18 protein-coding genes and 2 pseudogenes are annotated in these 25,920 nt (G+C 63.4%); 13 read left to right on the forward strand and 7 right to left on the reverse strand.

What is annotated here, in order from left to right; all coding sequences use genetic code 11:
• Positions 1-162 precede the first annotated feature (162 nt).
• Complete coding sequence (gene prlC, locus BN1119_RS16085; protein WP_042000297.1) at positions 163-2,205, reverse strand: oligopeptidase A; 2,043 nt, start codon at positions 2,203-2,205, stop codon at positions 163-165.
• A 204-nt stretch (positions 2,206-2,409) separates the two neighbouring features.
• Between prlC and BN1119_RS16090 the strand changes: the two genes are divergently transcribed.
• From BN1119_RS16090 to BN1119_RS16120, 7 genes and pseudogenes are all read left to right on the forward strand, one after another.
• A complete protein-coding gene (locus tag BN1119_RS16090) occupies positions 2,410-4,377 on the forward strand; it encodes an ATP-binding protein (protein ID WP_042000300.1) in 1,968 nt (655 codons plus the stop codon).
• Between the two features lie 126 nt (positions 4,378-4,503).
• On the forward strand, positions 4,504-5,853 hold the full coding sequence (gorA, locus tag BN1119_RS16095) for a glutathione-disulfide reductase (protein ID WP_042000303.1): 1,350 nt from the start codon (positions 4,504-4,506) through the stop codon (positions 5,851-5,853).
• 619 nt (positions 5,854-6,472) lie between these two features.
• Positions 6,473-8,155: a potassium-transporting ATPase subunit KdpA gene (kdpA, locus tag BN1119_RS16100; RefSeq protein ID WP_042000306.1), complete on the forward strand. Its 1,683-nt coding sequence runs from the start codon at positions 6,473-6,475 to the stop codon at positions 8,153-8,155.
• Between the two features lie 64 nt (positions 8,156-8,219).
• Positions 8,220-10,277, forward strand: coding sequence for a potassium-transporting ATPase subunit KdpB (gene kdpB / locus BN1119_RS16105; protein ID WP_052448079.1), 2,058 nt, complete (start codon positions 8,220-8,222; stop codon positions 10,275-10,277).
• An 89-nt stretch (positions 10,278-10,366) separates the two neighbouring features.
• The gene (locus BN1119_RS16110) at positions 10,367-10,891 is read left to right on the forward strand and encodes a potassium-transporting ATPase subunit C (protein WP_042000309.1); all 525 of its coding nucleotides are present in this window, start codon (positions 10,367-10,369) and stop codon (positions 10,889-10,891) included.
• A pseudogene (locus BN1119_RS16115) lies at positions 10,884-13,463 on the forward strand (DUF4118 domain-containing protein); the annotation flags it as partial. The gene BN1119_RS16110 and the pseudogene BN1119_RS16115, both read left to right, overlap by 8 nt.
• Before the next feature lie 55 nt (positions 13,464-13,518).
• Entirely contained in the window at positions 13,519-14,202 is a 684-nt protein-coding gene (locus BN1119_RS16120; RefSeq protein WP_042000316.1) for a response regulator, read from the forward strand.
• A gap of 4 nt (positions 14,203-14,206) precedes the next feature.
• Here the strand turns inward: BN1119_RS16120 and BN1119_RS16125 are convergent, their stop codons facing one another.
• Positions 14,207-15,334, reverse strand: a complete 1,128-nt coding sequence (locus tag BN1119_RS16125) for a multidrug effflux MFS transporter (RefSeq protein ID WP_042000319.1) — start codon at positions 15,332-15,334, stop codon at positions 14,207-14,209.
• A gap of 92 nt (positions 15,335-15,426) precedes the next feature.
• On the opposite strand from BN1119_RS16125, the gene BN1119_RS16130 reads away from it, so the two are divergent.
• Complete coding sequence (locus BN1119_RS16130) at positions 15,427-16,251, forward strand: AraC family transcriptional regulator (protein ID WP_042000322.1); 825 nt, start codon at positions 15,427-15,429, stop codon at positions 16,249-16,251.
• Here BN1119_RS16130 and BN1119_RS16135 read toward each other — a convergent pair.
• Positions 16,181-16,414, reverse strand: coding sequence for a hypothetical protein (locus BN1119_RS16135; RefSeq protein WP_042000323.1), 234 nt, complete (start codon positions 16,412-16,414; stop codon positions 16,181-16,183). The two genes, BN1119_RS16130 and BN1119_RS16135, sit on opposite strands and share 71 nt — an antisense overlap.
• Before the next feature lie 282 nt (positions 16,415-16,696).
• On the opposite strand from BN1119_RS16135, the gene BN1119_RS16140 reads away from it, so the two are divergent.
• Positions 16,697-17,947, forward strand: coding sequence for a valine--pyruvate transaminase (locus BN1119_RS16140; protein WP_042000325.1), 1,251 nt, complete (start codon positions 16,697-16,699; stop codon positions 17,945-17,947).
• Between the two features lie 85 nt (positions 17,948-18,032).
• Here BN1119_RS16140 and BN1119_RS16145 read toward each other — a convergent pair whose 3' ends face one another.
• Together BN1119_RS16145 and BN1119_RS16150 are read right to left on the reverse strand one after the other, a co-directional pair.
• Positions 18,033-18,473 carry an Hsp20 family protein gene (locus BN1119_RS16145; protein WP_042000329.1) on the reverse strand — a complete coding sequence of 147 codons (441 nt, stop codon included), beginning with the start codon at positions 18,471-18,473 and terminating at the stop codon, positions 18,033-18,035.
• A 92-nt stretch (positions 18,474-18,565) separates the two neighbouring features.
• Entirely contained in the window at positions 18,566-18,979 is a 414-nt protein-coding gene (locus BN1119_RS16150; protein WP_042000332.1) for an Hsp20 family protein, read from the reverse strand.
• A 265-nt stretch (positions 18,980-19,244) separates the two neighbouring features.
• Between BN1119_RS16150 and BN1119_RS16155 the strand changes: the two genes are divergently transcribed.
• The 4 genes and pseudogenes from BN1119_RS16155 to BN1119_RS16170 all read left to right on the forward strand — a co-directional run bounded on the left by BN1119_RS16155 (position 19,245) and on the right by BN1119_RS16170 (position 22,285).
• A complete protein-coding gene (locus BN1119_RS16155) occupies positions 19,245-20,015 on the forward strand; it encodes an MBL fold metallo-hydrolase (protein ID WP_042000335.1) in 771 nt (256 codons plus the stop codon).
• 87 nt (positions 20,016-20,102) lie between these two features.
• On the forward strand, positions 20,103-21,068 hold the full coding sequence (locus BN1119_RS16160; protein WP_042000338.1) for a GlxA family transcriptional regulator: 966 nt from the start codon (positions 20,103-20,105) through the stop codon (positions 21,066-21,068).
• Between the two features lie 65 nt (positions 21,069-21,133).
• A pseudogene (locus BN1119_RS16165) lies at positions 21,134-21,838 on the forward strand (helix-turn-helix transcriptional regulator).
• A 69-nt stretch (positions 21,839-21,907) separates the two neighbouring features.
• The gene (locus BN1119_RS16170; protein WP_084205522.1) at positions 21,908-22,285 is read left to right on the forward strand and encodes a VOC family protein; all 378 of its coding nucleotides are present in this window, start codon (positions 21,908-21,910) and stop codon (positions 22,283-22,285) included.
• A 118-nt stretch (positions 22,286-22,403) separates the two neighbouring features.
• Here BN1119_RS16170 and gyrB read toward each other — a convergent pair whose 3' ends face one another.
• Together gyrB and recF are read right to left on the reverse strand one after the other, a co-directional pair.
• Positions 22,404-24,818, reverse strand: coding sequence for a DNA topoisomerase (ATP-hydrolyzing) subunit B (gene gyrB, locus BN1119_RS16175; RefSeq protein ID WP_042000344.1), 2,415 nt, complete (start codon positions 24,816-24,818; stop codon positions 22,404-22,406).
• Positions 24,815-25,918, reverse strand: a complete 1,104-nt coding sequence (gene recF, locus BN1119_RS16180; RefSeq protein ID WP_042000347.1) for a DNA replication/repair protein RecF — start codon at positions 25,916-25,918, stop codon at positions 24,815-24,817. Before recF ends, gyrB begins: the two co-directional genes overlap by 4 nt.
• Positions 25,919-25,920: the final 2 nt, after the last annotated feature.

Consider the following 25,920-nt stretch of genomic DNA (forward strand, 5'->3'; position numbering starts at 1 on the left):
ACTCAAGCACGCAGATCAGTGCAAATGGGCGCGAGGCAAGGCCTTCAAATTACGTGAAAAAAGGGACCAATGGTCCCTTTTTCTCGCAAAAATCAGGCAGAGATCCCGCTATGGCACCAAAGTGTACCTGCTTGACACTCCCGAGCCCGAAGGGCGGCCGCATCAGGCCGCGATCCCGCTGTGGCGCAACAGGGCGTCCACCTTGGGTTCCCGGCCCCGGAAGGCGCGAAACAGCTCCATGGGTTCTTTCGAGCCCCCCTTCTCCAGAATGTGCTTCAGGAAGGATTGGCCTGTGGCCTGGTTGAAGATCCCCTCCTCTTCGAAGCGGGAGAAGGCATCGGCGGAGAGCACCTCGGCCCACTTGTAGCTGTAGTAGCCCGCCCCGTAGCCGCCGGCGAAGATGTGGGTGAAGCTGTGCTGGAAGCGGTTGAACGCAGGTGGGCTCAACACCGCCACCTGGCTGCGCACCTCATCCAGCAGTGCCGGGATCTGTCCGGGGTTGGCCGGATCGAACTCCTGGTGCAGGCGGAAGTCGAACAGGGCGAACTCCAGCTGACGCAGCATCTGCATCGCCGCCTGGAAGTTGCGGGCGGTCAGCATCTTCTCCAGCAGATCCGCAGGCAGCGGCTCTCCCGTCTCATGGTGGCTGGAGATGAAGGCCAGCGCCTCGGACTCCCAGCACCAGTTTTCCAGGAACTGGCTCGGCAGCTCCACCGCATCCCAGGCCACACCGTTGATGCCCGCCACGCCGGCCACATCGATCTGGGTCAGCATGTGATGAATGCCATGGCCGAACTCGTGGAACAGGGTCACCACCTCGTTGTGGGTGAACAGGGCGGGCTTGCCATCCACAGGGCCGTTGAAGTTGCAGGTGAGATAGGCCACCGGGTTTTGCAGGGAGCCATCCTGGCGGTAGCGACGACCGAGGCAGACATCCATCCAGGCCCCGCCCTGCTTGTGCTCGCGGGCATAGAGGTCGAGATAGAAGCTGCCGCGCAGCTCGTCTTCACCATCGAAGATATCGAAGAAACGCACGTCCGGGTGCCAGGTCTCGATGCCGTAGCGCTCGCGCACCTTCATGCCGAACACCCGGCGCACCACCTCGAACAGGCCGTTGACCACCTTGCCCGCCGGGAAGTAGGGACGCAGCTGCTCGTCGGAGATGGAGAACTTGTGCTGCTTGAGCTTCTCGGCGTAGTAAGGGAGATCCCAGGCGGCCAGCTCGCTCTGGCCATATTGCTCGGCGGCGAAGGCACGGATCTCCGCCAGCTCGGCCTTGCCCTGGGGCAGGGAGCGCTCGGCCAGGTCGGTGAGAAAGCCCACCACCTGCTGCGGTTTCTCAGCCATCTTGGTGGCCAGCGACAACTCGGCGTAGTTGGCGAAGCCCAGCAGTTGGGCCAGCTCCCGGCGCAGGGTGAGCAGCTCGGTCATGATGGCGGAGTTGTCCCACTTGCCGGCGTTCGGGCCCTGATCCGAGGCGCGGGTGCAGTAGGCGCCGTAAAGCTCCTCGCGCAGCGCCCGGTTGTCGGCATACATCATCACCGGCAGGTAGGAGGGGATGTCCAGGGTGAACAGCCACCCCTCCTTGCCCTTCTGCTCGGCCATCTGGCGGGCGGCCGCCTGGGCGCTCGCGGGCAGACCGGCCAGCTCGGCCTCGTCGGTCACCAGCTTGCTCCAGCCCATGGTCGCATCCAGCACATTGTTGCTGAAGCGGGACGCCAGCTCGGAGAGACGAGCCTGGATCTCGCCATAACGCTGCTTCAGCTCCGCCGCCAGGCCTATGCCGGACAGGCGGAAATCCCGCAAGGTGTTTTCTATCTCCTTGCGCTGAGCGGCGCCGAGACGAGGGAAGTCATCGCTCTGGGCCAACTCGCAATAGGCTTCATACAAGCCCTCATGCTGGCCGACATAAGTCTGGAATTCCGACAGCAGCGGCAGGCAGGCATCATGGGCGGCGCGCAGCGCCTCGCTGTTCTGCACGGCGTTGAGATGGCTGACCGGTGACCAGATGCGGGCCAGCCTGTCATTGGCCTCTTCCAGCGGGGCGATCAGGCTGTCCCAGGTATGGGGACCGCTCTGGGCCAGCACATCCTGGATCTTCTGCTTGCTGTCGGCGATTGCCTGCGCCACGGCAGGCTGGACATGTTCAGGCTGAATGCGGCTGAAAAGCGGCAAGGAGTCCATTGTCAGCAAAGGGTTATTCATCCTGTCGTACCTCATTTCTCAGCCCCTGCTGTCCAGAAGCCTTATCATTTTGCTTGGACCACCTAAGATGTAGGCTCCGGGCGCATTAATCAAGCCTTTGCCTGCAACACTCTCGACTCAGCCACAGCTTGCGGCAAACCCCCACGACAGCGGTGAGTGAAGCGGTTAAACTGATGCCCTTCCCATCCAGACCGCAAGGACGCCATGTCAGGACTCTTCATCAGGACCGCAAAGGCCACAGGCTTCAACGGCCTCTCCTATCGTCTGCTCTCCTACATTCTCATCTGCAGCACGGCCCTGGCCCTCATCATCACGGCGCTGCAACTGGTCTGGGACTACCGCAAGGATGTGGCCCTCATCGAGGGCAGCATCGGCCAGATCGAAGCCTCCTTCCTGCAACCCATCTCCGCCAGCCTGTGGAACCTGGACGAGGAGCAGGTCAAGGTGCAGATAGAGGGCATCATGAACCTGCCCAACATGCAGTTCGTCATGGTCAAGGAGCTGCTGGGCAGTGCCGAGGTGCCCCTGCTGACCCAGGGGGTGGAGCGGGACAGGTACGACATCTCCCGCGAGTTCAAGCTGAGCTATCAGGGGGAGATGGTCGGCAAGCTGTTCGTGGCCGCGTCGCTGGAGCAGGTGTATCAACGCCTGATAGAGAAGTCCGTCCTCATCCTGATCAGCCAGACCATCAAGACCCTGGTGGTCTCCTTCTGCATACTGACCATCATCTACTATCTGGTGGTGCGCCACCTGCACCGCATCGCCCACTACGCCCAGCACTTCAACCTGGAGCGGCTGGACGTACCCCTCACCCTGGAGGGGCGCACGCTGCCCCGCAAGAGACCCGATGAACTGGATGCCCTGGTCGCCACCCTCAACGAGATGCGCAGCCGGCTGCAGGACGAGTTCATGGCCCGCCATCGTTCCGCCGAGCAGCTGCAACAGGAGCGCGACTTCTCCGCCACCCTGATCAACTCGGCCAACATGATCATCTGCTGCCTGGAGCCTGACCTCACCATCGCCAGCGTCAACCCGGCCGCCGTCCTGCTCACCGGCTATCACCAGCAGGAGATCCAGGGGCGCAACTGGCTGTCTCTGTTCGTGGAGGAGGCGCAGCGCGACCCCATTCAGGCCAGGATCGCGCGCCAGGAGAAGATAGAGGATGAAGAGCTGACCATGTTCGATCAGGACGGCGGCGAGCTCACCCTGCAGTGGACCTTCGCCCCCTTCTACGAGGGGGAGAACCTCAAGTATCTGATTGGCTTTGGCTATGACATCACCCGCCTCAAGCGGATAGAGCGGGAGATCACCGAATTCAGCGAACAGCTCGAAGGCAAGGTGCAGGAGCGCACCCGCAGCCTGAGCGAGGCCAACGATCAGCTGGGCAAGGCCTATCACGACCTGAAGCAGGCCCAGCAGACCCTGGTGGAGTCGGAGAAGATGGCGTCGCTGGGTTCCCTGGTCGCCGGGGTCGCCCACGAGATCAACACCCCCATCGGCATCAGCGTCACCGCCTCTTCCTATCTGCAAGAGCAGGTCGCCGACTTCAAGCAACACCTGGAGGCCAAGCAGCTCTCCCGCTCCTATCTCAATGAATTCACGGTCAATCTCGACGAATCCATGCAGCTGCTGCAGGGCAATCTGCGCCGCGCATCCGAGCTCATCGCCAGCTTCAAGCAGGTGGCGGTCGATCAATCCTCCGAGGCCCGCTACAGCTTCAACGTCGCCGAGAACCTGCATCAGGTGGTGGTCTCCCTCGGTCACAAGCTCAAGAAGGCCCAGTGCGAACTGGATATCCAGTGCGATCCCAAGCTCAGCCTCTTCTCCTTCCCGGGCAGCTTCACCCAGATCTATTCCAACCTGATCCTCAACTCCATCCATCACGGCTTCGACGAGTGGGACAGACCCAAGAAGATCAGCATCCGGGTCGAGCGCCAGGGGGAGGATCTGGTCATCGACTATGCCGACAATGGCCGGGGCATCCCTCCCCACATACTGCCGCGCATCTTCGATCCCTTCGTCACCTCCAAGCGAGGCCACGGAGGCAGCGGGCTCGGCACCCACATCATCTACAACCTGGTGGTGCAGCTGCTGCGCGGCCGCATCCATTGCAGCAGCGAACCCGGCCATGGCGCCCAGTTCCACATTCGCGTGCCCATGCAGGAGGGGTGAATCGGCCCCTCCCGGCACGGTTCAGGGCGCGCCCATGACCCCGCTGCCGGACACTGGCGCTTGTGAGCCGACCCTTTTGTCCCCATCATCGGGTATTGCACCCTCAACCAGTGGAGAGCCAACCCAATGGCACAGCATTTCGACTATATCGCCATCGGCGGCGGCAGTGGCGGCATCGCCTCCGCCAATCGCGCCGCCATGCACGGCAAAAAAGTTGCCCTGATTGAAGCCAAAGATCTGGGGGGAACCTGCGTCAACGTCGGCTGTGTCCCCAAGAAGGCCATGTGGTATGCCGGCCAGATCGCCGATGCCCTCAGATACGGACCCGACTACGGCTTCGACACCACCCTCAACCACTTCAGCTGGGCCAGGCTGGTGGAGTCCCGTCAGGCCTATATAGGTCGCATCCACCAGTCCTACGAAAATGTGCTGGGCAAGAACGGCATCACTGTCATCCGGGGCTTCGCCCGCTTTGTCGACAGCCACACCGTCGAGGTGAATGGCGAGCAATACAGTGCCGATCACATACTGATCGCCACCGGCGGCCGCCCCGAGGTACCTGCCATCCCGGGGGCCGAATACGGCATCGACTCCGACGGCTTCTTCGCCCTGGAGAGCCAGCCCAAACGGGTCGCCGTGGTCGGCGCCGGCTATATCGCGGTCGAGATCGCCGGGGTGATGCAGGCCCTCGGTTCGGAAACCCACCTGGTGGTGCGCAAGCAGGGCCCCCTGCGCAGCTTCGACCCCATGATCCAGGAGACACTGGTGGAGATCATGGCCGCCGAAGGGCCCAGGCTGCACAACCACGCCATCCCCAAGGCCGTGGTCAAGAACGCCGACGACAGCCTGACCCTGCAACTGGAAGATGGCCGCCACCTCACGGTGGACTGCCTGATCTGGGCCATTGGCCGCGCCCCCGCCACCGACGGCCTCAACCTGGCCGCCACCGGCATCACCCTGGACGAGAAGGGCTATATTCCGACCGACAAGTTCCAGAACACCGCCGTCGCCAACCTCTATGCGGTGGGTGACAACACCGGCCGCATCCAGCTCACTCCTGTGGCCGTCGCGGCAGGCCGTCGCCTCTCGGAGCGGCTGTTCAACAACAAACCCAGCGAGCACCTCAACTACGATCTGGTGCCGACCGTGGTGTTCAGCCATCCCCCCATCGGCACCATAGGCCTGACCGAACCGGAAGCCATCGCCGAATATGGCGAGGCGCAGGTGAAGGTCTATCGCAGCCAGTTCACCGCCATGTACTCGGCCCTGACCCAGCATCGCCAGCCCACCCGGATGAAACTGGTCTGCGTCGGCCCCGAGGAGAAGGTGGTCGGCCTGCACGGCATCGGCTTCGCCATGGACGAAATCCTGCAAGGCTTTGGCGTCGCCATGAAGATGGGCGCTACCAAGGCTGATTTTGACAACTGCGTGGCCATCCACCCGACCAGCGCGGAAGAGTTTGTCACCATGCGTTGAGGCTGGGGAACAGGGAGACAGAGGTCAAACCGACAACTGCGTTCCCCTTCCCACCCCACCAGCGCGGAAGAGTTTGTCACCATGCGCTGAGGCTGGGGAACAGGGAGACAGAGGTCAAACCGACAACTGCGTTCCCCTTCCCATCCCACCAGCGCGGAAGAGTTTGTCACCATGCGTTGAGAACCGCAGGCTTCGGCAACAGCATAACCCTTGCTCTCCAAACCCGGCCCAGGCCGGGTTTTTTGATATTCCCTCCCCCCAGGTCCTCGCAAAACCGGCGTTTTTTACGCCGATTTTACGCCTGTCCCCGGGCGCTTTATGGCGCCTTTACGCCGGTTTTACATACCCTTTTCAGCGTCAATGACACCTTCGGGATCGACACGGATTTGCATCGATCCCCGACGCTAACTACCTCAACGGAGTCGTTATGAATTGGCTATATCTGCTGCTGGTCCTCGCCCTGATGGGCTATCTGCTGCGCGCACTCACGCGCACCCATGAGTGAGGGACCTGAAAATGCAGCAAGTAATTATCCATCCGGTGGCCAGTGAGCAGCCGGGCCTCGCGGGCTATCCAATGCGTGCACTGATGCACTGCGACCACGAGCGAGGGATCTGACATGTGGCAAGAAATCCTCTATCCGGCAGCCTTCGTGTTGCTGGTGCTGCTGCCGGCGCCCCTGCTTGGCAACTACCTGTACCGGGTGTTTGAAGGGCAGACCCGCTGGCTGGCTCCCCTTGAGCGCGCCACCCTGGCCGGCTGCGGCACCGATGGTCGGGAGCAGGACTGGAAGTCCTACGCCCTCAGCCTGCTGGCCTTCAACGGCGCCGGCTTCGGCCTGCTGTTTCTGATCCTGATGGCTCAGGGCCTGCTGCCCCTCAACCCGCAGCAACTGCCCGGGCTGAACTGGCAACTGGCCCTCAACACCGCCGTCAGCTTCATGACCAACACCAACTGGCAGGCCTATTCCGGCGAGGCCAGCCTCTCCTATTTCAGCCAGATGGTGGGGCTCACCACCCAGAACTTCGTCTCCGCCGGGACGGGGGCGACCGTGGCCATCGCCCTGTTTCGCGGCCTATCCCGCCAGCAGACCCATCACATCGGCAACTTCTGGCGCGACCTGGTGCGATTCTGCCTCTATGTGCTGTTGCCCATGGCGCTGGTGATGGCTTTGCTGCTGGTATGGCAAGGGGTGCCCCAGAGCCTGTCTGCCTACCTGCCGTTCCAGGGCCTGGAAGGCCAGGCGCAGCTGCTGCCGCTGGGCCCTGCCGCGTCGCAGATCGCCATCAAACAGCTCGGCTCCAACGGCGGCGGCTTCTTCGGGGTCAACTCGGCCCATCCGTTCGAGAACCCGACCGCCTTCAGCAACTGGCTGGAGATGGTGGCCCTGCTGCTGCTGCCCGCCGCCCTGGTCTGCACCCTGGGTCGTTACGTCAAGGATGCGGGCCACGGCCGCGCCATCCTGGCGGCCATGACACTGCTGCTGGTGCTGGGGCTCGCCGTCTCCATCGGTCAGGAACTGAAGGCAGACCCGAACCTGGCCCAGCTCAGCGACCAGGCTGGCAACTGGGAGGGCAAGGAGAGCCGCTTCGGCCCCGTGCTGTCCGGCATCTGGGCGGTGGCGACCACGGCCGCCTCCAACGGCTCGGTCAACGCCATGCACGACAGCTTCACCCCGCTGGGAGGCATGGTGGCCATGGTCAACATGCTGCTGGGCGAGGTGGTGTTCGGCGGCGTCGGCGCCGGCATCTACGGCATGATGCTGTTCGTGCTGCTGACCGTGTTCCTGTGCGGCCTGATGGTGGGGCGCACCCCGACTTATCTCGGCAAGCGGCTCGGCATCACGGAGATGAAGTGGGTGGTCGCCAGCATGCTGGTCATGCCGGTCGGGGTATTGGTGATCGGTGGTCTCACCCTGCTGCTGCCCGGCTCGCACGCCGTGATCGGCCACGAGGGGCCCCACGGCCTGTCCCGGCTGATCTACGCCTATGCCTCGGCGGCGGGCAACAACGGTTCCGCCTTCGCCGGCTTCGGCGCCGGTGACAACTGGCAATGCATCGCCATCGCCCTGGCCATGCTGCTGGGCCGCTTCGGCTACATCATCCCCGTGCTCGCCATCGCCGGCCAGCTCGCCCGCGCGCCTCGACTGGACGCAGGAGAGAGCGCGTTTCCGATCCGCGGCCCGCTCTTCATCACCCTGCTGATCATCACAGTCCTGCTGATAGGGGGCCTCTCCTTCCTGCCTGCGCTGGCACTGGGTCCCATCGCCGAGCAGCTGAGCCTGACTCAGGGGGGCTTCTGATGATCGCCCTCTCGATCACCTTGCAGATGCCCATGGCCAACCTTTTGATACCGGGAGCTTTTCAATGAGCAAGTCCATCTCGATGACCACCCACACCGACAAGGTGAAGGGTAAGAAACCGGCCTCGCAGACAGTGCAGGCCATGGTGGAAGCCCTCTACCGCTTCAATCCCAGGGCACTGATCGGCAGCCCCATCCTGTTTACCCTCTGGCTGGCGGCCGTGATGGCCACCATCGAGTCCCTGCTGGGTCAACCCCTGTCCGGGGTCGCCCCTTCGCTGGCCTGGCAGCTGACCGCCTGGCTCTGGCTGACCCTCTGGTTTGCCAACTTCGCCGAGACCCTGGCCGAAGGCCGTGGCAAGGCACGAGCCGACAGCCTGAAGGCGGGCATGAGCCAGCTCAAGGCGCGTCGGGTTGCCGACAGCAGAGACGATCAGGGGGAATGGGTGCCAGCCACCCTTCTGCGCAAGGGGGATCTGGTGCTGGTACGCAGCGGCGAGATGATCCCCGCCGACGGCGAGGTGATCGCCGGCATCGCCTCGGTCAACGAGGCCGCCATCACGGGGGAATCCGCCCCCGTCATCCGCGAGTCCGGCACCGACCGCAGCGGCGTGACCGGCAATACCACTGTGGTCTCCGACGAGATCTGGGTGCGGGTGACCAGCAATCCCGGGGAGAGCACCCTCGACAGAATGATCGCGCTGGTGGAAGGGGCCAAGCGTCAGAAGACCCCCAACGAGATGGCGCTGGACGCCCTGCTGGTGGGACTGACCCTGATCTTCCTGCTGGTGGTGGCCACCCTGCCCTGGTTTCTCACCTACAACGGCAGCCAGGTACCCAGGCTCTATCTGATTGCGCTGTTCATCACCCTGATCCCGACCACCATAGGCGGCCTGCTCTCCGCCATCGGCATCGCCGGCATGGACCGGCTGGTCAAGCTCAACGTGATCGCCAAGTCGGGCCGTGCGGTGGAGGCCGCCGGCGACGTGCGCACCCTGCTGCTGGACAAGACAGGCACCATCACCTTCGGCAACCGCATGGCGGACGAGCTGATCCCGGCCCCCGGGGTCGATCCGACCATACTGGCCCAGGCCGCCATGCTGGCCTCGCTGGGCGACAACACCCCAGAGGGCAAGTCCATCCTGACCCTGGCCGGCAAGAGCCTGATCCAGCCGAGCCAGCTGGAGAGCGATGAGCTGATCCCCTTCAGCGCCGAGACCCGGCTGAGCGGCCTGAACCGCAACGGTCATCAATACCGCAAGGGGGCGGTGGATGCGGTGCTCGCCTATCTCGCCCTCGACGGCAAGGGGCTGCCCGAACCCATTCGCCAGGCGGTGGACAGGATAGCCCGCCAGGGCGGCACCCCGCTGCTGGTCTGTACCCAGGATCGGCTGCTGGGGGCCGTCTACCTCAAGGACATCATCAAGCCCGGTATCAAGGCCCGTTTCCAGGTGCTGCGCCACATGGGGATCCGCACCGTGATGATCACCGGGGACAACCCGCTGACCGCCGCCGCCATCGCCGCCGAGGCCGGGGTGGATGACTTCATCGCCGAGGCGACCCCGGAGAAGAAGCTGGCCTACATCCGCCAGGAGCAGGCGGACGGTCGCCTGGTCGCCATGTGCGGTGACGGCGCCAACGACGCCCCGGCCCTGGCCCAGGCGGACGTGGGCCTGGCCATGAACGAAGGCACCCAGGCCGCCAAGGAGGCGGGCAACCTGGTGGATCTGGACTCCAACCCCACCAAGCTGCTGGACGTGGTGCTGGTGGGCAAGCAGTTGCTGGTGACCCGGGGAGCCCTGACCACCTTCTCCATCGCCAACGATCTGGCCAAGTATTTCGCCATACTGCCGGCCCTGTTCGTCGCGGCCTATCCCCAGCTCGATGCCCTCAACCTGATGGACCTCGCCAGCCCACAGAGCGCCATACTGTCGGCCATCATCTTCAACGCCCTCATCATAGTGGCCCTGGTACCCCTGGCCCTGCGCGGGGTGGATGTGAAGGGCACGGCCGCCAGCCTGCTGCGCCGCAACCTGCTGGTCTACGGGGTCGGTGGCCTGCTGGTGCCCTTTGTCGGCATCAAGCTCATCGACCTCGCCATCACCGGCTTCGGCCTGGTGTGACGCCATGGCGTCGATGCAGGGGCGGGCTCGGCGCCAAAAAGAGCCGATCCCCCCTTGCATCCCTTCCCCTTCAACCGTAAGGAAATACCATGATTGCGATTAGAACCCTGCTGACCCTGACCCTGCTGCTCGGCGTCGGCTACCCCCTGGCGGTGACCGGGCTGGCCCAGCTGATCTTCCCCTGGCAGGCCAACGGCAGCCAGCTCGTCGACAAGGACAACCGGCCCATGGGCAGCGCCCTGCTGGCCCAGCAGTTCGAGCGGACGGACTACTTCCACTCCCGCCCCTCCGCCAGCGACTTCACCACGGTCGGCGGTGGCGGCAGCAACCTGGGGGTGAGTGCGCCCCAGCGTCACGACTTTGCCGGGCAGCAGGCCGGGACGGCCAGGGCGCTCTCCCCCAGCCTGCTGACCCGCTCCGGCTCCGGGCTGGATCCCCACTTGCCGCTGGATGCGGTGCTGAGCCAGGTGAACCGGGTCGCCCAGGCCAGGGCGCTGGATCCCGCCCGATTGACGGCTCTGGTCAAGTCCCGGGTGGAAGCTGGTATCCTAGGGCCGCAGGTGATCAATATTCTCGAGCTGAACCTGGCACTCGATAAGGAAAAGGATGCGTGATGAGCAGCGGGCCGACGCCCTGTTGGCCAGCCTGGCAGAAGGCAGCAAGGGCAGGCTGAAGGTCTTCCTCGGCGCGGCCCCCGGCGTAGGCAAGACCTACGCCATGTTGCAGGCGGTGCGGGAGCAGGCCAGGGAAGGGACAGACATCCTGATCGGCGTGGTGGAGACCCATGGCCGCCAGGAGACCCTGGCCCTGCTCGACAAGCTGGCCATACTGCCGCGCAAGACCCACCTGCATCGCCAGCAGCGGCTCGACGAGATGGATCTGGATGGCCTGCTCGCCCGCAGACCCGCCATCGCCGTGGTGGACGAGCTGGCCCACAGCAATGCCCCCGGCAGCCGGCACGAGAAGCGCTGGCAGGATGTGCGGGAGCTGCTCGATGCCGGTATCGATGTCTACACCACCCTCAACGTGCAGCACCTGGAGAGCCTCAACGACCTGGTGTGGCAGCTGACCGGGGTCAGGGTCAGGGAGACCCTGCCCGATCGGGTACTGCTGGAGGCGGACAGCCTGGTGCTGATAGATCTGCCCCCCAAAGAGCTGCTCGATCGCCTGCGCGAGGGCAAGGTCTATGTGCCGCAGCAGGCCATGGCCGCCCTGCACTCCTTCTTCTCCCTCAACAATCTGACCGCTCTGCGCGAGCTGGCGATGCAGACCGCCGCCAGCCATGTGGAGGGGGATCTGCAACTGCAGTGGCAGGCGGCGGGCAAGAGCACCCAGCCCCTGCGGGGCAAGCTGATGGTCTGCCTCGGCGAGCAGCATGGTTCGGCCCTGGTGCGCCACGGCCACCGCCTCGCCCAGCGCCGCCAGCTGCCCTGGCTGGTGGTCCATGTGGACAGCCGTGGCCAGCGATCCGCCGAACTGGAACAGGCCCTGGCCCTGGCCGCCCAGCTGGGGGCCAAGGTGCTGACCCTCTCCAGCCCGGCGGTGGCCGATACCCTGCTGGAGACCGCCGCCCAGCAGCAAGCCTCGCAGCTGCTGCTGGGCAAGCCCCACAAGGCACCCTGGCGCCGCTCCCTGGTGCAGCACCTGATGTCGCGTGCCCGGGGGCTGGAGATAAGCCTGGTGGACACGGGCCCCCGGCAGCCTGGTCCCCTGCTGCGCCCATCGCCCCGGGGTCAGCTCAGCCAGAGCCTGCTGGCGGTCGCCATCATGGCGGTCACCTCCGCCATCGCCTGGGGGCTTTCCCACTGGCTGCCCGCCGCTTCCCTGCCGTTGCTGTTCGTGCTCGGGGTGCTGGCCACGGCCCTCACCACCAGCCAGCTGCCGGCGATCCTGGCCGCCATCCTGGGCTTTCTCGCCCACAATCTGCTGTTCACCGTGCCCTACTTCTCCCTGACGGTACACAGCCACAGCGATCTCTTGACCCTGCTGGTGCTGCTCATCGTCGGCATGGCCGCCGGACGACTCGCCTCCCGCCAGCGCCAGCAGCTGATTGGGCTGCGCGAGACCCAGCAGCTCGGCACGGCCCTGCTCTCCCTGAGCCAGGAGCTGGCCAGCGCCAACAGCCCGGAGGAGGTGCTAAGGCAGGGGGCCCAGGCCATCTCCCTGGCCCTGGCCCAACCCGCCTTCGCCATCGACAGTCTCTATCAGGGGCGCGCCGGCCCGGCCCCCTCCCCGCCGGGTCAGACCGACAAGGCGGCCATCGACTGGAGCCTCTCCCGCCAGCAGAGTGCCGGGGCCCATACCGCCACCCTCAATGCCGCCCTGGCCCAGTATCACCCCCTGACCGACGAGCTGGCCCTCGGCATCCTGCTGGCCCAGCCCCTCAGCGCCTCGGCCGAGCACCAGTTGCAGGCTCTCCTCACCGACATCCGCGCCGCCCTGGCCCGCATCGAGCTGAACGAGCGGCTGGCCCAGAGCCAGTGGCAGGCGGAGACGGACAGGATGCGGGCCGCCCTGCTCTCGTCTGTCTCCCATGATCTCAAGACACCGCTGGCCGCCATCATGGGCGCGGGCAGCACACTGCTCGAATACGGGGATCGAATTGGTCGGGAGGACAGGGACGAGCTGCTCCACTCGGTACAGGAGGAAGCCCAGCGCCTGCACAGCTATGTGCAGAACCTGCTGGACATGACCCGCATCGGCTCCCCCGACTTCCAGCTGAAGCGGGAGTGGGTGGATCTGACCGAGCTGGTGGAGAGCGCCCGCCGCCGGCTGGATGCCTCCTGGCGCCAGCACAGCCTGCTGATCCACCTGGATCAGGCCCCGCCCCGCCTCTATGTCCACGGCGCCCTGCTCGAACAGGTACTGGTCAACATACTCGACAACGCCTCCCGCTATTCGCCCGCGGGCACGCCCATCGAATTTCGCGTCATGCTGGCCGAGCCGGACCTCATCATGGATGTGATCGACATAGGGGTCGGCATCGCCGCCGCGGACAGGGACAAGATCTTCAACCTCTTCTATACCCAACCGGTCGGGGATAGCGGCAGCCGTGGCACCGGCCTTGGCCTCGCCATCTCCCGCGCCATGGTGGAGGCCCACGGTGGCCGCATCTGGGCCTTCGCCGGCCCCAATGGCAACGGCACCTGCATGCGTATCTCCCTGCCGCTGGCCCTCAATGCACCGGGCCCGGAAGAAGAGACAGAAACGAGCGGCTCGGACCCGAGCCCCAGGAGGCCAGATGGCTCATATATTGGTCATTGATGACGAGATCCCGATCCGACGCTTCCTGCGCATCAGCCTGGTGGCCGAGGGGCATCAGGTGAGCGAGGCGGCCAGCGTACAGGAGGGGCTCAGCCAGTATCGCCACCTCAATCCGGATCTGGTCATCCTCGACCTCGGCCTGCCCGACGGCGATGGTCTTGCCGTGTTGCAGGCCATACGGGCCCACCACCCCCACCCTGTACTGATCCTGTCGGCGCGGGATTCCGAACAGGAGAAGGTGCGCCTGCTGGACGCCGGGGCCAACGACTACATGAGCAAGCCGTTCGGCATTCAGGAAATGATGGCCCGCATCCGGGTGCTCTTGCGCCAGCGGGCCGGGGTCAGCAGCGGCGACCGCCGCCACTTCCCCCACTGCGGCCTGACCCTGGAGATTGGCAGCCACAGGGTGAGTCTGGCGGGAGAGGATATCTCCCTGTCCCGCAAGGAGTTCGCCCTGTTGCAGGCCCTGGTGTGTCACCCGGGCAAGCTGGTGCTGCAGACCCAGCTGCTCACCGAGATCTGGGGCCCCAGTCACAAGGAAGATACCCACTACCTGCGCATCGTCATCGCCAGTCTGCGCAAGAAACTGGGGGATAATCCCCAGCAGCCCTTGCTGATAGAGACGGAGCCCGGCATAGGTTATCGCTTTATCGGCAACTGATGTTTCACGTGGAACGGCGCCGACTGCACCAGAGTGCCAGCAGGCCGCAGCCCGTGATCAGCAGACCGAGATCCTGCAAGCCGGCCGCCACGCCCAGCCCCAGGCCGAGCAGCAGATAATAGGCCAGCCCGAACAGGGCACCTGCGCTGCCCGCCACCTCCAGATAGGCCAGCAGGGCCTGGCTCAGCACATTGGGAATGGCGATGCCAAACGCCACGACCACCCCCATCATGGGCAGCAGGAACCAGAGCAAATCCTGGCTCGCCCAGACCAGCAGCCCGGCAACCAGTGCCAGAGTGCAGGCCAGCCTGATCAGGGATGACGGCTGCCACCCTCTTCCCAGCAGATGCTTGTTGAACAGGCTGCCGAGCAGGGTCGCCAGCGCCAGCAAGACCCCCGAGTAACCAAACTCGCCGGTGCTCAATCCCAGTCCGGCAAACAGGAAGGGGGCCAGACTGTAGTAGCCAAACAGCATGGTGTTGAACAGGGCGACCAGCAGGGCACTGCGCCAGAGCCCGCCATCTTTCATCATCCGGCACGCCAGCGGCCAGAGCGCAACCCGCAAAGTCATGGCTGGACGGGTTTCCGGCAGCCACCGACCGGCCACCAGCAGCAATACTGCCGCCAGCACCAGCAGGCCGCTGAAGACCCCGAGATAGCCAAGCCGCTCAGCCAGCAGGCCGCCGCTCACCAACCCCAGCACGGGGCTGAGGGAGAGCGCGATCCCCATCACCGAGAAGACCCGCGCCAGCTCGCCGCCCTGATAGCTGTCGCGCAGCATGGTCTGGGTCACCACGGAACCCACGGCGGCGCCGAAGGCCGAGATGACCCTGGCCAGTAGCAACACCTCGAACTCATTGGCCAACAGCGCCAGCAGGGTGCCGACACCATAGGTGAGCAGACCTGCCAGCATGGCGGGACGCCGCCCGACGAGATCGCAGAGCCTGCCCCAGCAGACCACACCCACCGCAAACGCCAGGAAATAGACCGACAGGGTCTGGGATGCCTGCCCCTCGCTCACCCGAAACTGGCTGGCGATCTGGGTCAGCACCGGGCTGTAGATGGTCTCCACCAGCTGGGGAAACATCATCAATCCCACCATCAGCCAACGGGATGGCAACTTGTTGTTCATGACCAACCTCCTTCACAAGAGGTCGTCATTCTAGAGAGATGGGTACTGTCTGATTACAATATGCAGGACTATAAATATCAGAAATCGGACATATGGCCTTTATCCTTCCCGATCACCCTTTCGACCCTGACCAGCAGTCGGGTCCCGTGATCGGCATCGCCTCAGCCCTGGGCTGGCACGACTCCGGCCTGCACAGGCACCAGCGCCATCAACTGCTGTTCGCCCAGGCCGGCTGCATGACGATCGAACTGGGCAACCGGGTCTGCCTGTTGCCGCCCAGCCGGGCGGCCTGGCTGCCGGCGGGCACCCCTCACAGAGTCTTGATGCGCGGGGTGGTGGCCTACCGCTCCCTCTATTTCAGGCCAACCCCCACACAGCCGGAGGGAATGCAGGTGATCGCGGTCAATTCGCTGTTGCGGGAGATCATAGAGCGGATGGCGCTCTGGCCCTGGGACAAGCCACAAGCGGAGCAGCGCCGCATGCTGGCGCTGTTCGAGGAGGAGCTGGCGCAAGCGCCGCAGGAATCCTGGCAACTGCCGCTGCCGACGGACGCGCGCCTGGGGGTCTGGTTACAGGAGTTGAAACGGGGTGAGGCCCTGCCCGATCGGCTCAACCGGCTGGCCGAGCGGGTGGGTGCCAGTGACAAGACCATAGGCCGCATCTTCATGAAGGAGACCGGCATGGGCTATCAGGCCTGGCGCCAGCAGTGGCGCCTGCTACGGGCCATGGAGCTGCTGGCAGAAGGGGAACCCATCAGCCGGGTCGCTTCTGCCCTGACGTTCTCCAGCGACAGCGCCTTCATCGCCTTCTTCAAGCAGCATACGGGGCAGACGCCCCTGCGCCACCTCAACTCTCGGGGTGAGTGGCCACCGCGGGACTGGCCTCCACCACCAGGGTATCCAGGGCCAATGGTCTGAGGTTGCTGATGGCCTCGCGCACCAGATCCTGGGACGCTTGCAACTGCTGCTCCCGGATCTCCTGGTGCAGGCTGGCCAGATCCAGTTCGGGTCGGCTGGTCTCATCGGCCATGGCGGTCAGACTCAGGGTGCTCAATATCAGGGTGGCGATCAGGTGCTTCATCTTGCATTCTCCGGTGGTTATCCCTATGACTCCCTGACTATTCCAATAGTCATGCCAAAATCACAACACACTGATATAAAACACATTTATTTAAAACCATGATGAAAATAGCCAAGCGAGACTAATCATGGGTGCTGCTTTACACCAACAAATGGTGAATTTAGCCATGGCATCCATGGGATGTTCGTTCCACGTGGAACAAGGGATATTTTTCATCGACACCCGCTTTTGAACTGAGCTAAGGTGCTACATCCCCGTTACATACTCTGGATGCATTACCGAATGGAATTTTCCTTGTTCGGCGAGAAGTTCACTCGCCACGCCGGCATTACCCAACTCATGGATGACCTCAATCAGGGGCTGCTCAATCCGGACGCCATCATGCTGGGCGGCGGCAACCCGGCCCCCATTCCTGCCATGCTTGAGCGCTTTCAGAGCGAGGCCAGGCAACTGCTCGACAACGGGGAACTGATCAAGGCCATGGCCAACTACGATGGCCCCCAGGGCAAGGACAGGTTCACCAGGGCCCTGGCCGCCCTGCTCAGCAAGGAGCTGGGCTGGGATATCACGGCTCGCAACATAGCCCTGACCAACGGCAGCCAGAATGCCTTCTTCTATCTGTTCAACCTGCTGGCGGGCGAGTTCGCCGACGGCCGCAAGAAGAAGGTGCTCTTCCCCCTGGCTCCCGAATACATCGGCTATGCCGACTCGGCCCTCTCGGACGATCACTTCGTCGCCTACAAGCCCACCATAGAGAAGCTGGCCGACGGCCAGTTCAAATACCATGTGGATTTCGAGAGCCTGGAGGTGGGTGACGACATAGGGGTGATCTGCGTCTCCCGCCCCACCAATCCCACAGGCAACGTACTCACCGATGAAGAGATAGAGCATCTGGATCAGATCGCCCGCGACAAGGGGATACCGCTGCTCATCGACAACGCCTATGGCGTGCCCTTCCCCGGCATCATCTTCAGCGAAGCCAAGCCGTTCTGGAACGCCAACACCATCCTCTGCATGAGCCTCTCCAAACTGGGACTGCCGGGCACTCGCTGCGGCATCGTCATCGCCGACGAGAAGATAGTCCAGGCCATCACCAACCTGAGCGGCATCATCAACCTGGCGCCGGGCAGCCTGGGGCCGGCCATCACCATCCCCATGATAGAGAGCGGCGACATCATCGCCCTGAGCGAACAGGTGGTGAAACCCTTCTACCAGCAGAAGGCCAACTTCGCCGTACAGCTGCTGCGGGAAGCCATTCCCGACCCGCGCTTCCACATCCACAAGCCGGAGGGTGCCCTCTTCCTCTGGCTCTGGTTCGAAGGCCTGCCGATCCACTGTCAGGCGCTCTACGAGCGGTTGAAGGCGAAGAACCTGCTGATAGTGCCGGGTCACTACTTCTTCCCCGGCATCGACGACCCCGAGTGGCGCCACAGCCAGGAGTGCATCCGCCTCAACTACGCCCAGAGCGAAGATCTGGTGCGGCGCGGTGTGGCCATACTGGCGGACGAGATCAACGCCCTCTACGCTGGCTGACCCAATCCGGCGATGCAAAAACAGAGAGGCCTGCGATGCAGGCCTCTCTTCTCTCTATGGACTATGGGGCTGTCGGCCGTCTGGCTTAGCCGGGCAGCGCCAGCTGATCGGGCTTGCCGATGGGGATGGCGCGGGGCTTGAGCGCCTCCGGCAGTTCCCGGGCCAGCTCTATGGTCAGCAGACCGTGCTCCAGTCTGGCCCCCTGCACTTCCACGTGCTGGCTCAGCTTGAAGGCGAGCTCGAAGTCGCGCTCGGCGATCCCCTGATGGAGGAACTGACGCTCACCGGCCGCAGCGTCCTTGCGCCCCTTCACCTTGAGGGTGCCGTTCTCGGTCTCCAGCTCCAGCTCGTCGCGCTCGAAGCCAGCCACGGCGACCGTGATGCGATAGCCATCCTGATCGCGCTTTTCGATGTTGTACGGGGGGTAAGCTGTGGTCTTCTGATCGAACAGACCTTCCAGCTCGCGGGCCATCCGCTCGAAGCCGACGGCATTGGAAGAGAGGTGAGAAAAATCGAGGTTACGCATGATCCTATCCTTCTAACAAGCAACAGGTTTGACTCTCCACAGGCCCGTCATCGGCACCTGGGAAACTTGAAAATCGCTGTGAGTTCAGGCTGTCAGCCGTTGATCTCGATCTTGCGGGGCTTCATCGCCTCGGGCACTTCACGGGCCAGATCGATGTGCAGCAGACCATTCTTGAGATCGGCCCCCTTCACCCGCACATAATCGGCCAGCTGGAAGCGACGCTCGAAACCGCGCTCGGCTATGCCTTGATAGAGATAGTGGCGCTCGGAGTCGGCCTGCTTGTTGCCCTTCACCGTCAGCAGATTTTCCTGGAAGCTCAGCTCCAGCTCTTCCTGGGTAAAGCCCGCCACCGCCATACTGATGCGGTAGTCGTTGTCACCCAGCTGCTCGATGTTGTAGGGGGGATAACCGGCATTGCCATTGCTGGCCGCAGATTCGATGAGATTGGCCAGACGATCGAAACCAATGGCAGAACGATAGAGCGGAGAAAAGTCGATAGAACGCATAGTATTACCCTCTTGTGAGCGATAACGGATTGTTTGCCCTCCATATGGACGGGCGCCTGGTCGAAACCTCTGTCGAGCGTTCCGGCCTTGTTACCTATATAGGGGCTCACTTTTTCCTTTCAAGGGAAAAAATGAAAGAAATTTTTGGTCGCCCGTCAGCGTCGAAAATGGCTCGATTAGCATGATATTCGGCCCGAGGGCCACTCATTCCTCGATCCGCTGCGCGCCATACTGGTTGTCCCCCAACCAGAGACCGGAGCACACCATGCAAGTAACCCAGGTTCGCAATGCCACCCTGCTCATCCACTACGCCGGCACCCGCTTCCTGATCGATCCCATGTTGTCTGCCAAGGGCAGCCTCCCGGGGTTTGAGGGAACGGCCAACAGCCAGCTGCGCAATCCCCTGGTCGAACTGCCCCTGCCCATGGCGGAGATCCTCGATGTGGATGCTGTGATAGTGACCCATGATCACCTCGACCACTGGGACCCGGCCGCTCAGCAGCAGGTCCCCAAACACCTCCCGCTGTTTGTGCAGCATCAGAAGGATGCCGACACCATCAGCGCCAGCGGCTTCATGGATGTGCGCCTGCTCAGAGAGCAGGCCGAGTTTGCCGGGATCCGGTTGCAACAGACCGAGGGGCAACACGGCAACGATCAGGTCATGGCGGTGCTGGCCGAACGGCTGGGTGAGGTATCCGGCGTGGTCTTCTCCCATCCCGCAGAGAAGACCCTCTATCTGGCGGGTGACACCGTCTGGAACGCCCAGGTTGAGCAAGCGCTGCAACAGCACCAGCCCGAGGTCGTCATCCTCAACTGTGGCGATGCCCAGGTGCCGGGGCTGGGTTCCATCATCATGGGCAAGGAGGATGTCGCCGCCGTCTATCAAGCTGCGCCACAGGCCACCCTGATCGCCAGCCACATGGAGGCGGTCAATCATGCCCTGCTGACAAGGCGCGAGCTGCGCGACTACCTCGGCAGCCAGGGGATGGCAACGCGGGTACTGGTGCCCGAGGATGGTGAGTCCATCACCCTCTGATCGAGCGGGCCATGTGATCACATGGCCCTTCGGCTTTCTGTTGCCGCCCCTTATCATGGGGAGCCGAGTGCAAAGGAGTTTGCCACCATGCCCAATCCCATCGTCGTCGCCGTCATCACCTTCGATCACTTCAGCCCCTTTCACTGCGCCGTGCCCTGCCTCATCTTCGGCGACACCATGATGCCTGGCGCCTCCCTGTTCGAACTCAGGCTCTGCGCCGGCGACGCCACCCGCCAGCCCGGTTCAGCCCAGGGTTTTCGCATCGACGCCAGCCACGGGCTGGAGGGATTGATCGGGGCGGACATCGTCATCATCCCCTTCTGGCGCGATCCGGCCGAGCAACCGGCCCAGCCGCTGCTCGATGCCCTGGTTGCCGCCCGAAGCAGGGGCGCCCAGATAGTGGGGCTCTGTCTGGGCACCTATGTGCTGACCTATGCCGGTCTGCTGGAGGGACGCAGGGCCTCGACCCACTGGGAGTTCGAGCAGGACTTCATGGGCCGCTTTCCCGCCGTGCGGCTCGATACCAATGCCCTCTACGTGGACGATGAGGGCCTGATCACCTCGGCCGGCACCGCCGCCGGGCTGGACTGCTGCCTCTACCTGGTGCGCGAACACCATGGCAGCCGGATCGCCAACAAGCTGGCCAGGCGGCTGGTGGTGCCGCCCCATAGAAACGGGGGCCAGGCCCAGTTCATCGAGCAGCCGGTGCCCGCCTCCACTCGGGACGCCAGGATCAACCAGCTGTTCGATCACCTGCGCATGCACCTGGCCGAGCCTCACAACCTGGACACACTGGCAGAGCACTGCCTGATGAGCCGGCGCACCTTCACCCGTCGCTTCCAGCAGGCGACCGGCCTCTCCGTCGGGGAGTGGCTGCTGGCCGAGCGCCTCAGGCGCAGCCAGGAGTTGCTGGAGACGAGCGGCCACTCCATGGATCGCATCGCCGAGCTGGTGGGGCTGAAGACGGCCGCCATACTGCGCCAGCATTTTCGCGCCCGTTTCGGGGTATCCCCGAGTGAATGGCGCCACTCTTTTCGTGGCCACAACGTCTGATGACGCCCCCTGTACCGGTTCAACCCGCTATGGCAGGCTAACCAGAAATACTCAGGAGTCATATCATGTCCCGTTCCGAACGCCTGCTGGCCCTGCTCCAGCTGCTGCGCGGCCACCGCTACGCCATCACGGGCTCTGAACTGGCCAGCCAGCTTGGCATCAGCCTGCGCACCCTCTATCGAGATATCGCCACCCTGCAAGGGTAAGGTGCCCATATCGAGGGAGAACCGGGTATCGGTTATGTGCTTCGCCCCGGCTTCACGTTGCCGCCACTGATGTTCAGCGAGGAGGAGCTGGATGCGCTGGTGCTGGGGTCCCGCTGGGTCGTCGCGCACGGTGACGGCGCCTTGAGTGCATCGGCCAGCAGCGCGCTGGCCAAGATAGAAGCCGTGCTGCCCGCCGACTATCGCCAGCAGCTCCAGAGCAATGCCCTGCTGATCGGCACCTCCCGCAGCGACAACCTCACCGATGAAGCGCCGCTGCGCAGCGCCATCCGCCGGCAGCGCAAGGTGACCCTCAGCTATCGGGATCTCAAGGAAGAGACGTCTGAGCGCACCGTCTGGCCCTTCGCTCTTGGCTACTTCGAGCAGGTACGAGTCCTGGTCACCTGGTGCGAGCTGCGTCAGGGTTTTCGCCACTTTCGGGTCGATCGCATCACCCGGATGCAGCCAGAGGAGAGCCGCTATCCCAAAAGCAGGGAGAGCCTGCTGAAAGCGTGGCGCACCACCCAGCAGATCCCGCAACCCAGATTCATTGCTGACAGAAACTGACAGCAGGTAGCGCCATGCTGACGGGGTCGGCGCCGATGCGCCCTCCCCAAATCAAGGAGCATCACCATGTTGTCAGTCCCACCGTTCACCATCCTCTATGTCACCGACCCGGCCAGCAGCGTCCACTTCTACCGCGAGCTGTTCGGTCGCCCGCCGGTGGAGGAGTCCCCTGCCTTCGCCATGTTCGTGTTCGAGTCGGGAGCAAAGCTGGCGATCTGGTCCAGTGCCACCGTCGAGCCCGCCGTGACCCAGGGTGCCGGCGCCATGGAGCTGGCCTTCCCCCTGCCCGACGAGGCCAGCGTCGATACGGGTCTGGCGAAGTGGCAGGCTCGCGGCCTGACCATAGTGCAGCAGCCGACCCGGATGGCGTTTGGCTACACCGCCATGGCGCTGGATCCCGATGGCCATCGCCTGCGTATCTACTGCCTGGCACCGGAACTGGGCTGAGTCGCTACCAGCAACATCAAGGCGGTTTCATGTTTCACGTGGAACATGCCATCTCCCCGCCCCTGACAATAAAAAAGCCGCTCACAAGGAGCGGCTTTCTGCTGTCTGACTGCGTCGATTAGACGTCGAGGTTGGCGACCCGCAGGGCGTTGGTCTCGATAAAGTCGCGACGTGGTTCTACGGCATCCCCCATCAGGGTGGAGAAGAGCTGGTCGGCACCGACGGCGTCTTCGATGGTGACCCGCAGCATGCGGCGGGCTTCCGGATCCATGGTGGTTTCCCACAGCTGATCCGGGTTCATCTCCCCCAGCCCTTTATAACGCTGGATGTAGATGCCGCGCTTGCCTTCGCCCATCAGCCAGTCGACCGCCTCGACGAAGCTGGCCACCGGCTTCACCTTCTCGCCACGCTTGATGTAGCCGCCTTCCTCGATCAGGTTGGCGATCTCCTTGCCCAGGGAGACCAGCTGGCGGTACTCGTTGGACTGCAGGAAGTCGTAGCTGATCGGATACTCGCGATCGACACCGTGCTGACGCACCACGGCGTGGGGCACAAACAGGCTGCGCTCCTCGTCGCGACGGATCTGGATCTGGTACTGGATGCCGTGATTGCTCTCGTTGAGCACGGCCTCCATGCCCTGGCACCAGGCCTGCAGTTCACTCTCGCTGGCCAGCAGGGTTTCGTTCAACTCGGGCTGATAGATCAGCTGGGTCAAGACGGCATCCGGGGCACGGCGAGACATGCGGGTGATCAGGTGAGACACGGCACGGTGCTGGTTGACCAGACGCTCCAGCGCCTCGCCACCGATGGCAGGAGCCGACTCGTTGACGTGCAGGGTGGCACCGTCCAGCGCCATGGCGGTCTGGTATTGCAGCAGCGCATCTTCGTCTTTCAGATACTGCTCCTGCTTGCCTTTCTTGACCTTGTAGAGCGGCGGCTGGGCGATGAAGACATAGCCACGCTCGATGATCTCGGGCATCTGACGGTAGAAGAAGGTCAGCAGCAGGGTACGGATGTGCGCACCATCCACGTCCGCATCCGTCATGATGATGATGTTGTGATAACGCAGCTTGTCCGGGTTGTACTCGTCACGACCGATGCCGCAACCCAGTGCCGTGATCAGGGTGCCCACCTCCTGGGAGGAGATCATCTTGTCGAAACGGGCCTTCTCCACGTTCAGGATCTTGCCCTTGAGCGGCAGTATGGCCTGGTTCTTGCGGTTGCGACCCTGCTTGGCGGAACCGCCAGCAGAGTCCCCTTCCACTATGTAGAGTTCGGACAGCGCCGGGTCTTTCTCCTGACAGTCCGCCAGCTTGCCGGGCAGACCGGCGATATCCAGCGCCCCCTTGCGACGGGTCAGTTCGCGCGCCTTGCGGGCTGCTTCGCGGGCACGGGCCGCATCGATGATCTTGTTGACCACTATCTTGGCGTCGCCCGGGTTCTCCAGCAGGAAATCCGCCAGCTTCTCGCCCATCGCCTGTTCCACGGCCGTCTTCACTTCGGAAGAGACCAGCTTGTCCTTGGTCTGGGAGGAGAACTTGGGGTCAGGGACCTTGACCGAGATAACGGCAATCAGACCTTCACGGACATCATCACCACTGGCGGCGGACTTGGCCTTCTTGCTGTAGTCCTCCTTGTCCATGTAGGTGTTGAGGGTGCGGGTCAGCGCGGTACGGAAGCCCACCAGGTGGGTGCCGCCATCCCGCTGGGGGATGTTGTTGGTGAAGCAGTAGACCCCTTCCTGGTAGGCGTCGTTCCACTGCATGGCGACTTCGACACCGATGCCGTCCTGCTCGGTGGTGAAGTGGAACACCTTGGGATGGATCGGCGTCTTGTTCTGGTTCAGGTATTCGACGAATGCCTTGATGCCGCCCTCGTAGCAGAAATGCACCTCGCGGCCATCCCGCTCGTCTTCGAGACGAATGGAGACGCCGGAGTTGAGGAAGGAGAGCTCGCGCAGGCGCTTGGCCAGGATATCGTAGTGAAACAGGGTGTCGCTGAAGATGGTCGAGCTCGGCCAGAAGCGCACTTCGGTACCCGTGCCGCTGCTGCTGTCGCCAATCTGCTTGAGGGGAGCCTGGGGTTCGCCCAGGTGATAGGTCTGCTCGTAGACATGGCCATTGCGACGAATGGTCAGCAGCAGCTTGTCGGACAGGGCGTTCACCACCGAGACGCCCACACCGTGCAGGCCGCCGGACACCTTGTAGGAGTTGTCGTCGAACTTGCCGCCGGCGTGCAGCACCGTCATGATGACTTCGGCGGCGGAACGGCCCTCTTCCGGGTGGATGTCGACCGGGATGCCCCGGCCGTTGTCACGTACCGAGACGGAGCCATCGGAATGGATCTTGACCTGGATATCGGAACAGTAGCCAGCCAGAGCCTCGTCAATGGAGTTATCGACGACCTCGAACACCATGTGGTGCAGACCCGAGCCATCATCCGTATCGCCGATATACATCCCCGGGCGCTTGCGGACCGCATCCAGCCCCTTCAGCACCTTGATATTCGAGGAGTCGTAACTATTTTCACTCATAGCTTACTCTCTGCCTTCTCTAGCGTTTCGGAGATCTTGCCTTGTTCCACGTGGAACAACTTGCAGTCATTCGCATCCATCATGTCTGCGAGCTGACCGGTATCGATGGCGGTGATAAACACCTGGGTCGCACATTGCTTCAGGCGGTTGGCCAACAGGCGACGCTTGTCGATATCCAGTTCAGAGGCAAAATCGTCAATTAAAAAAATACAGCCACGGCTGCTCTGTTGATTCAAATAGAGCCCTTGGGCCAGTCGCATGGCACAGACCAGCAACTTCAACTGACCCCGGGACAGAATATCCTGTGCCGGCACACCGTTCGCCTTGAGGCGCACATCGGCCTTCTGGGGGCCGACACCGGTATAACCCAGGTTCTGATCCCGTTCGAACCCCGCCTCCAGCAAATCGCCGAGAGGGGTGTCCTTCTCCCAGCCCCGATAGAAACCGAGACTGATGTCGAATTCCGGTAGAAAATCCGCCGTCATCTCCTGGATGAGTGGCGTAATGGCCTGACAATACTTGGCGCGAAAGTCTGCCAATTCACCACCCAGCCTTGCCAGCTCCTGATCCCAGAACGCCAGCTGACGATACTGGGTCGCCGTGCGTAGCAAGGCATTGCGCTGTTTCAGCAGCCGCCGCACCCGCCCCCACAGGGAGAAGAAGGTCGGCTCCTGATGAAACACGCCCCAGTCGAGCCAGGCGCGACGCGGTTGGGGACCACCGGTCAGCAGGTCGAAGCCATCGGGATGGATCAACTGCACCGGCAGCAGCTCGGCGAGATCCGCCAGACGCTGGGCCTGGGTCCCGGCAATCTTGAGCTGGGTGTCGCCATTCTTCTCCTTGGCGAGGCCGATGGGAACCGTACGCCCCTCGAGCTCGCACTGGGCGAACAGGACAAATCCCTTCTCGCCCTGGCGAACGACTCTCCCGGTAAGATGAGTGCGAAAGGAGCGGCCCAGGCCAAGGTAGTGAATGGCTTCCAGCACGCTGGTCTTGCCGCTGCCATTGCTGCCCACCAGGATGTTGAGGCCGGGCGACAGCTGCAGGCTGGCGTGCTGGATGTTGCGAAAGTCGTTGAGCTGGAGTTTGACCAGGGACACGA

The organism is Aeromonas bivalvium, from assembly GCF_000819765.1.
GTDB lineage: Bacteria > Pseudomonadota > Gammaproteobacteria > Enterobacterales > Aeromonadaceae > Aeromonas > Aeromonas bivalvium.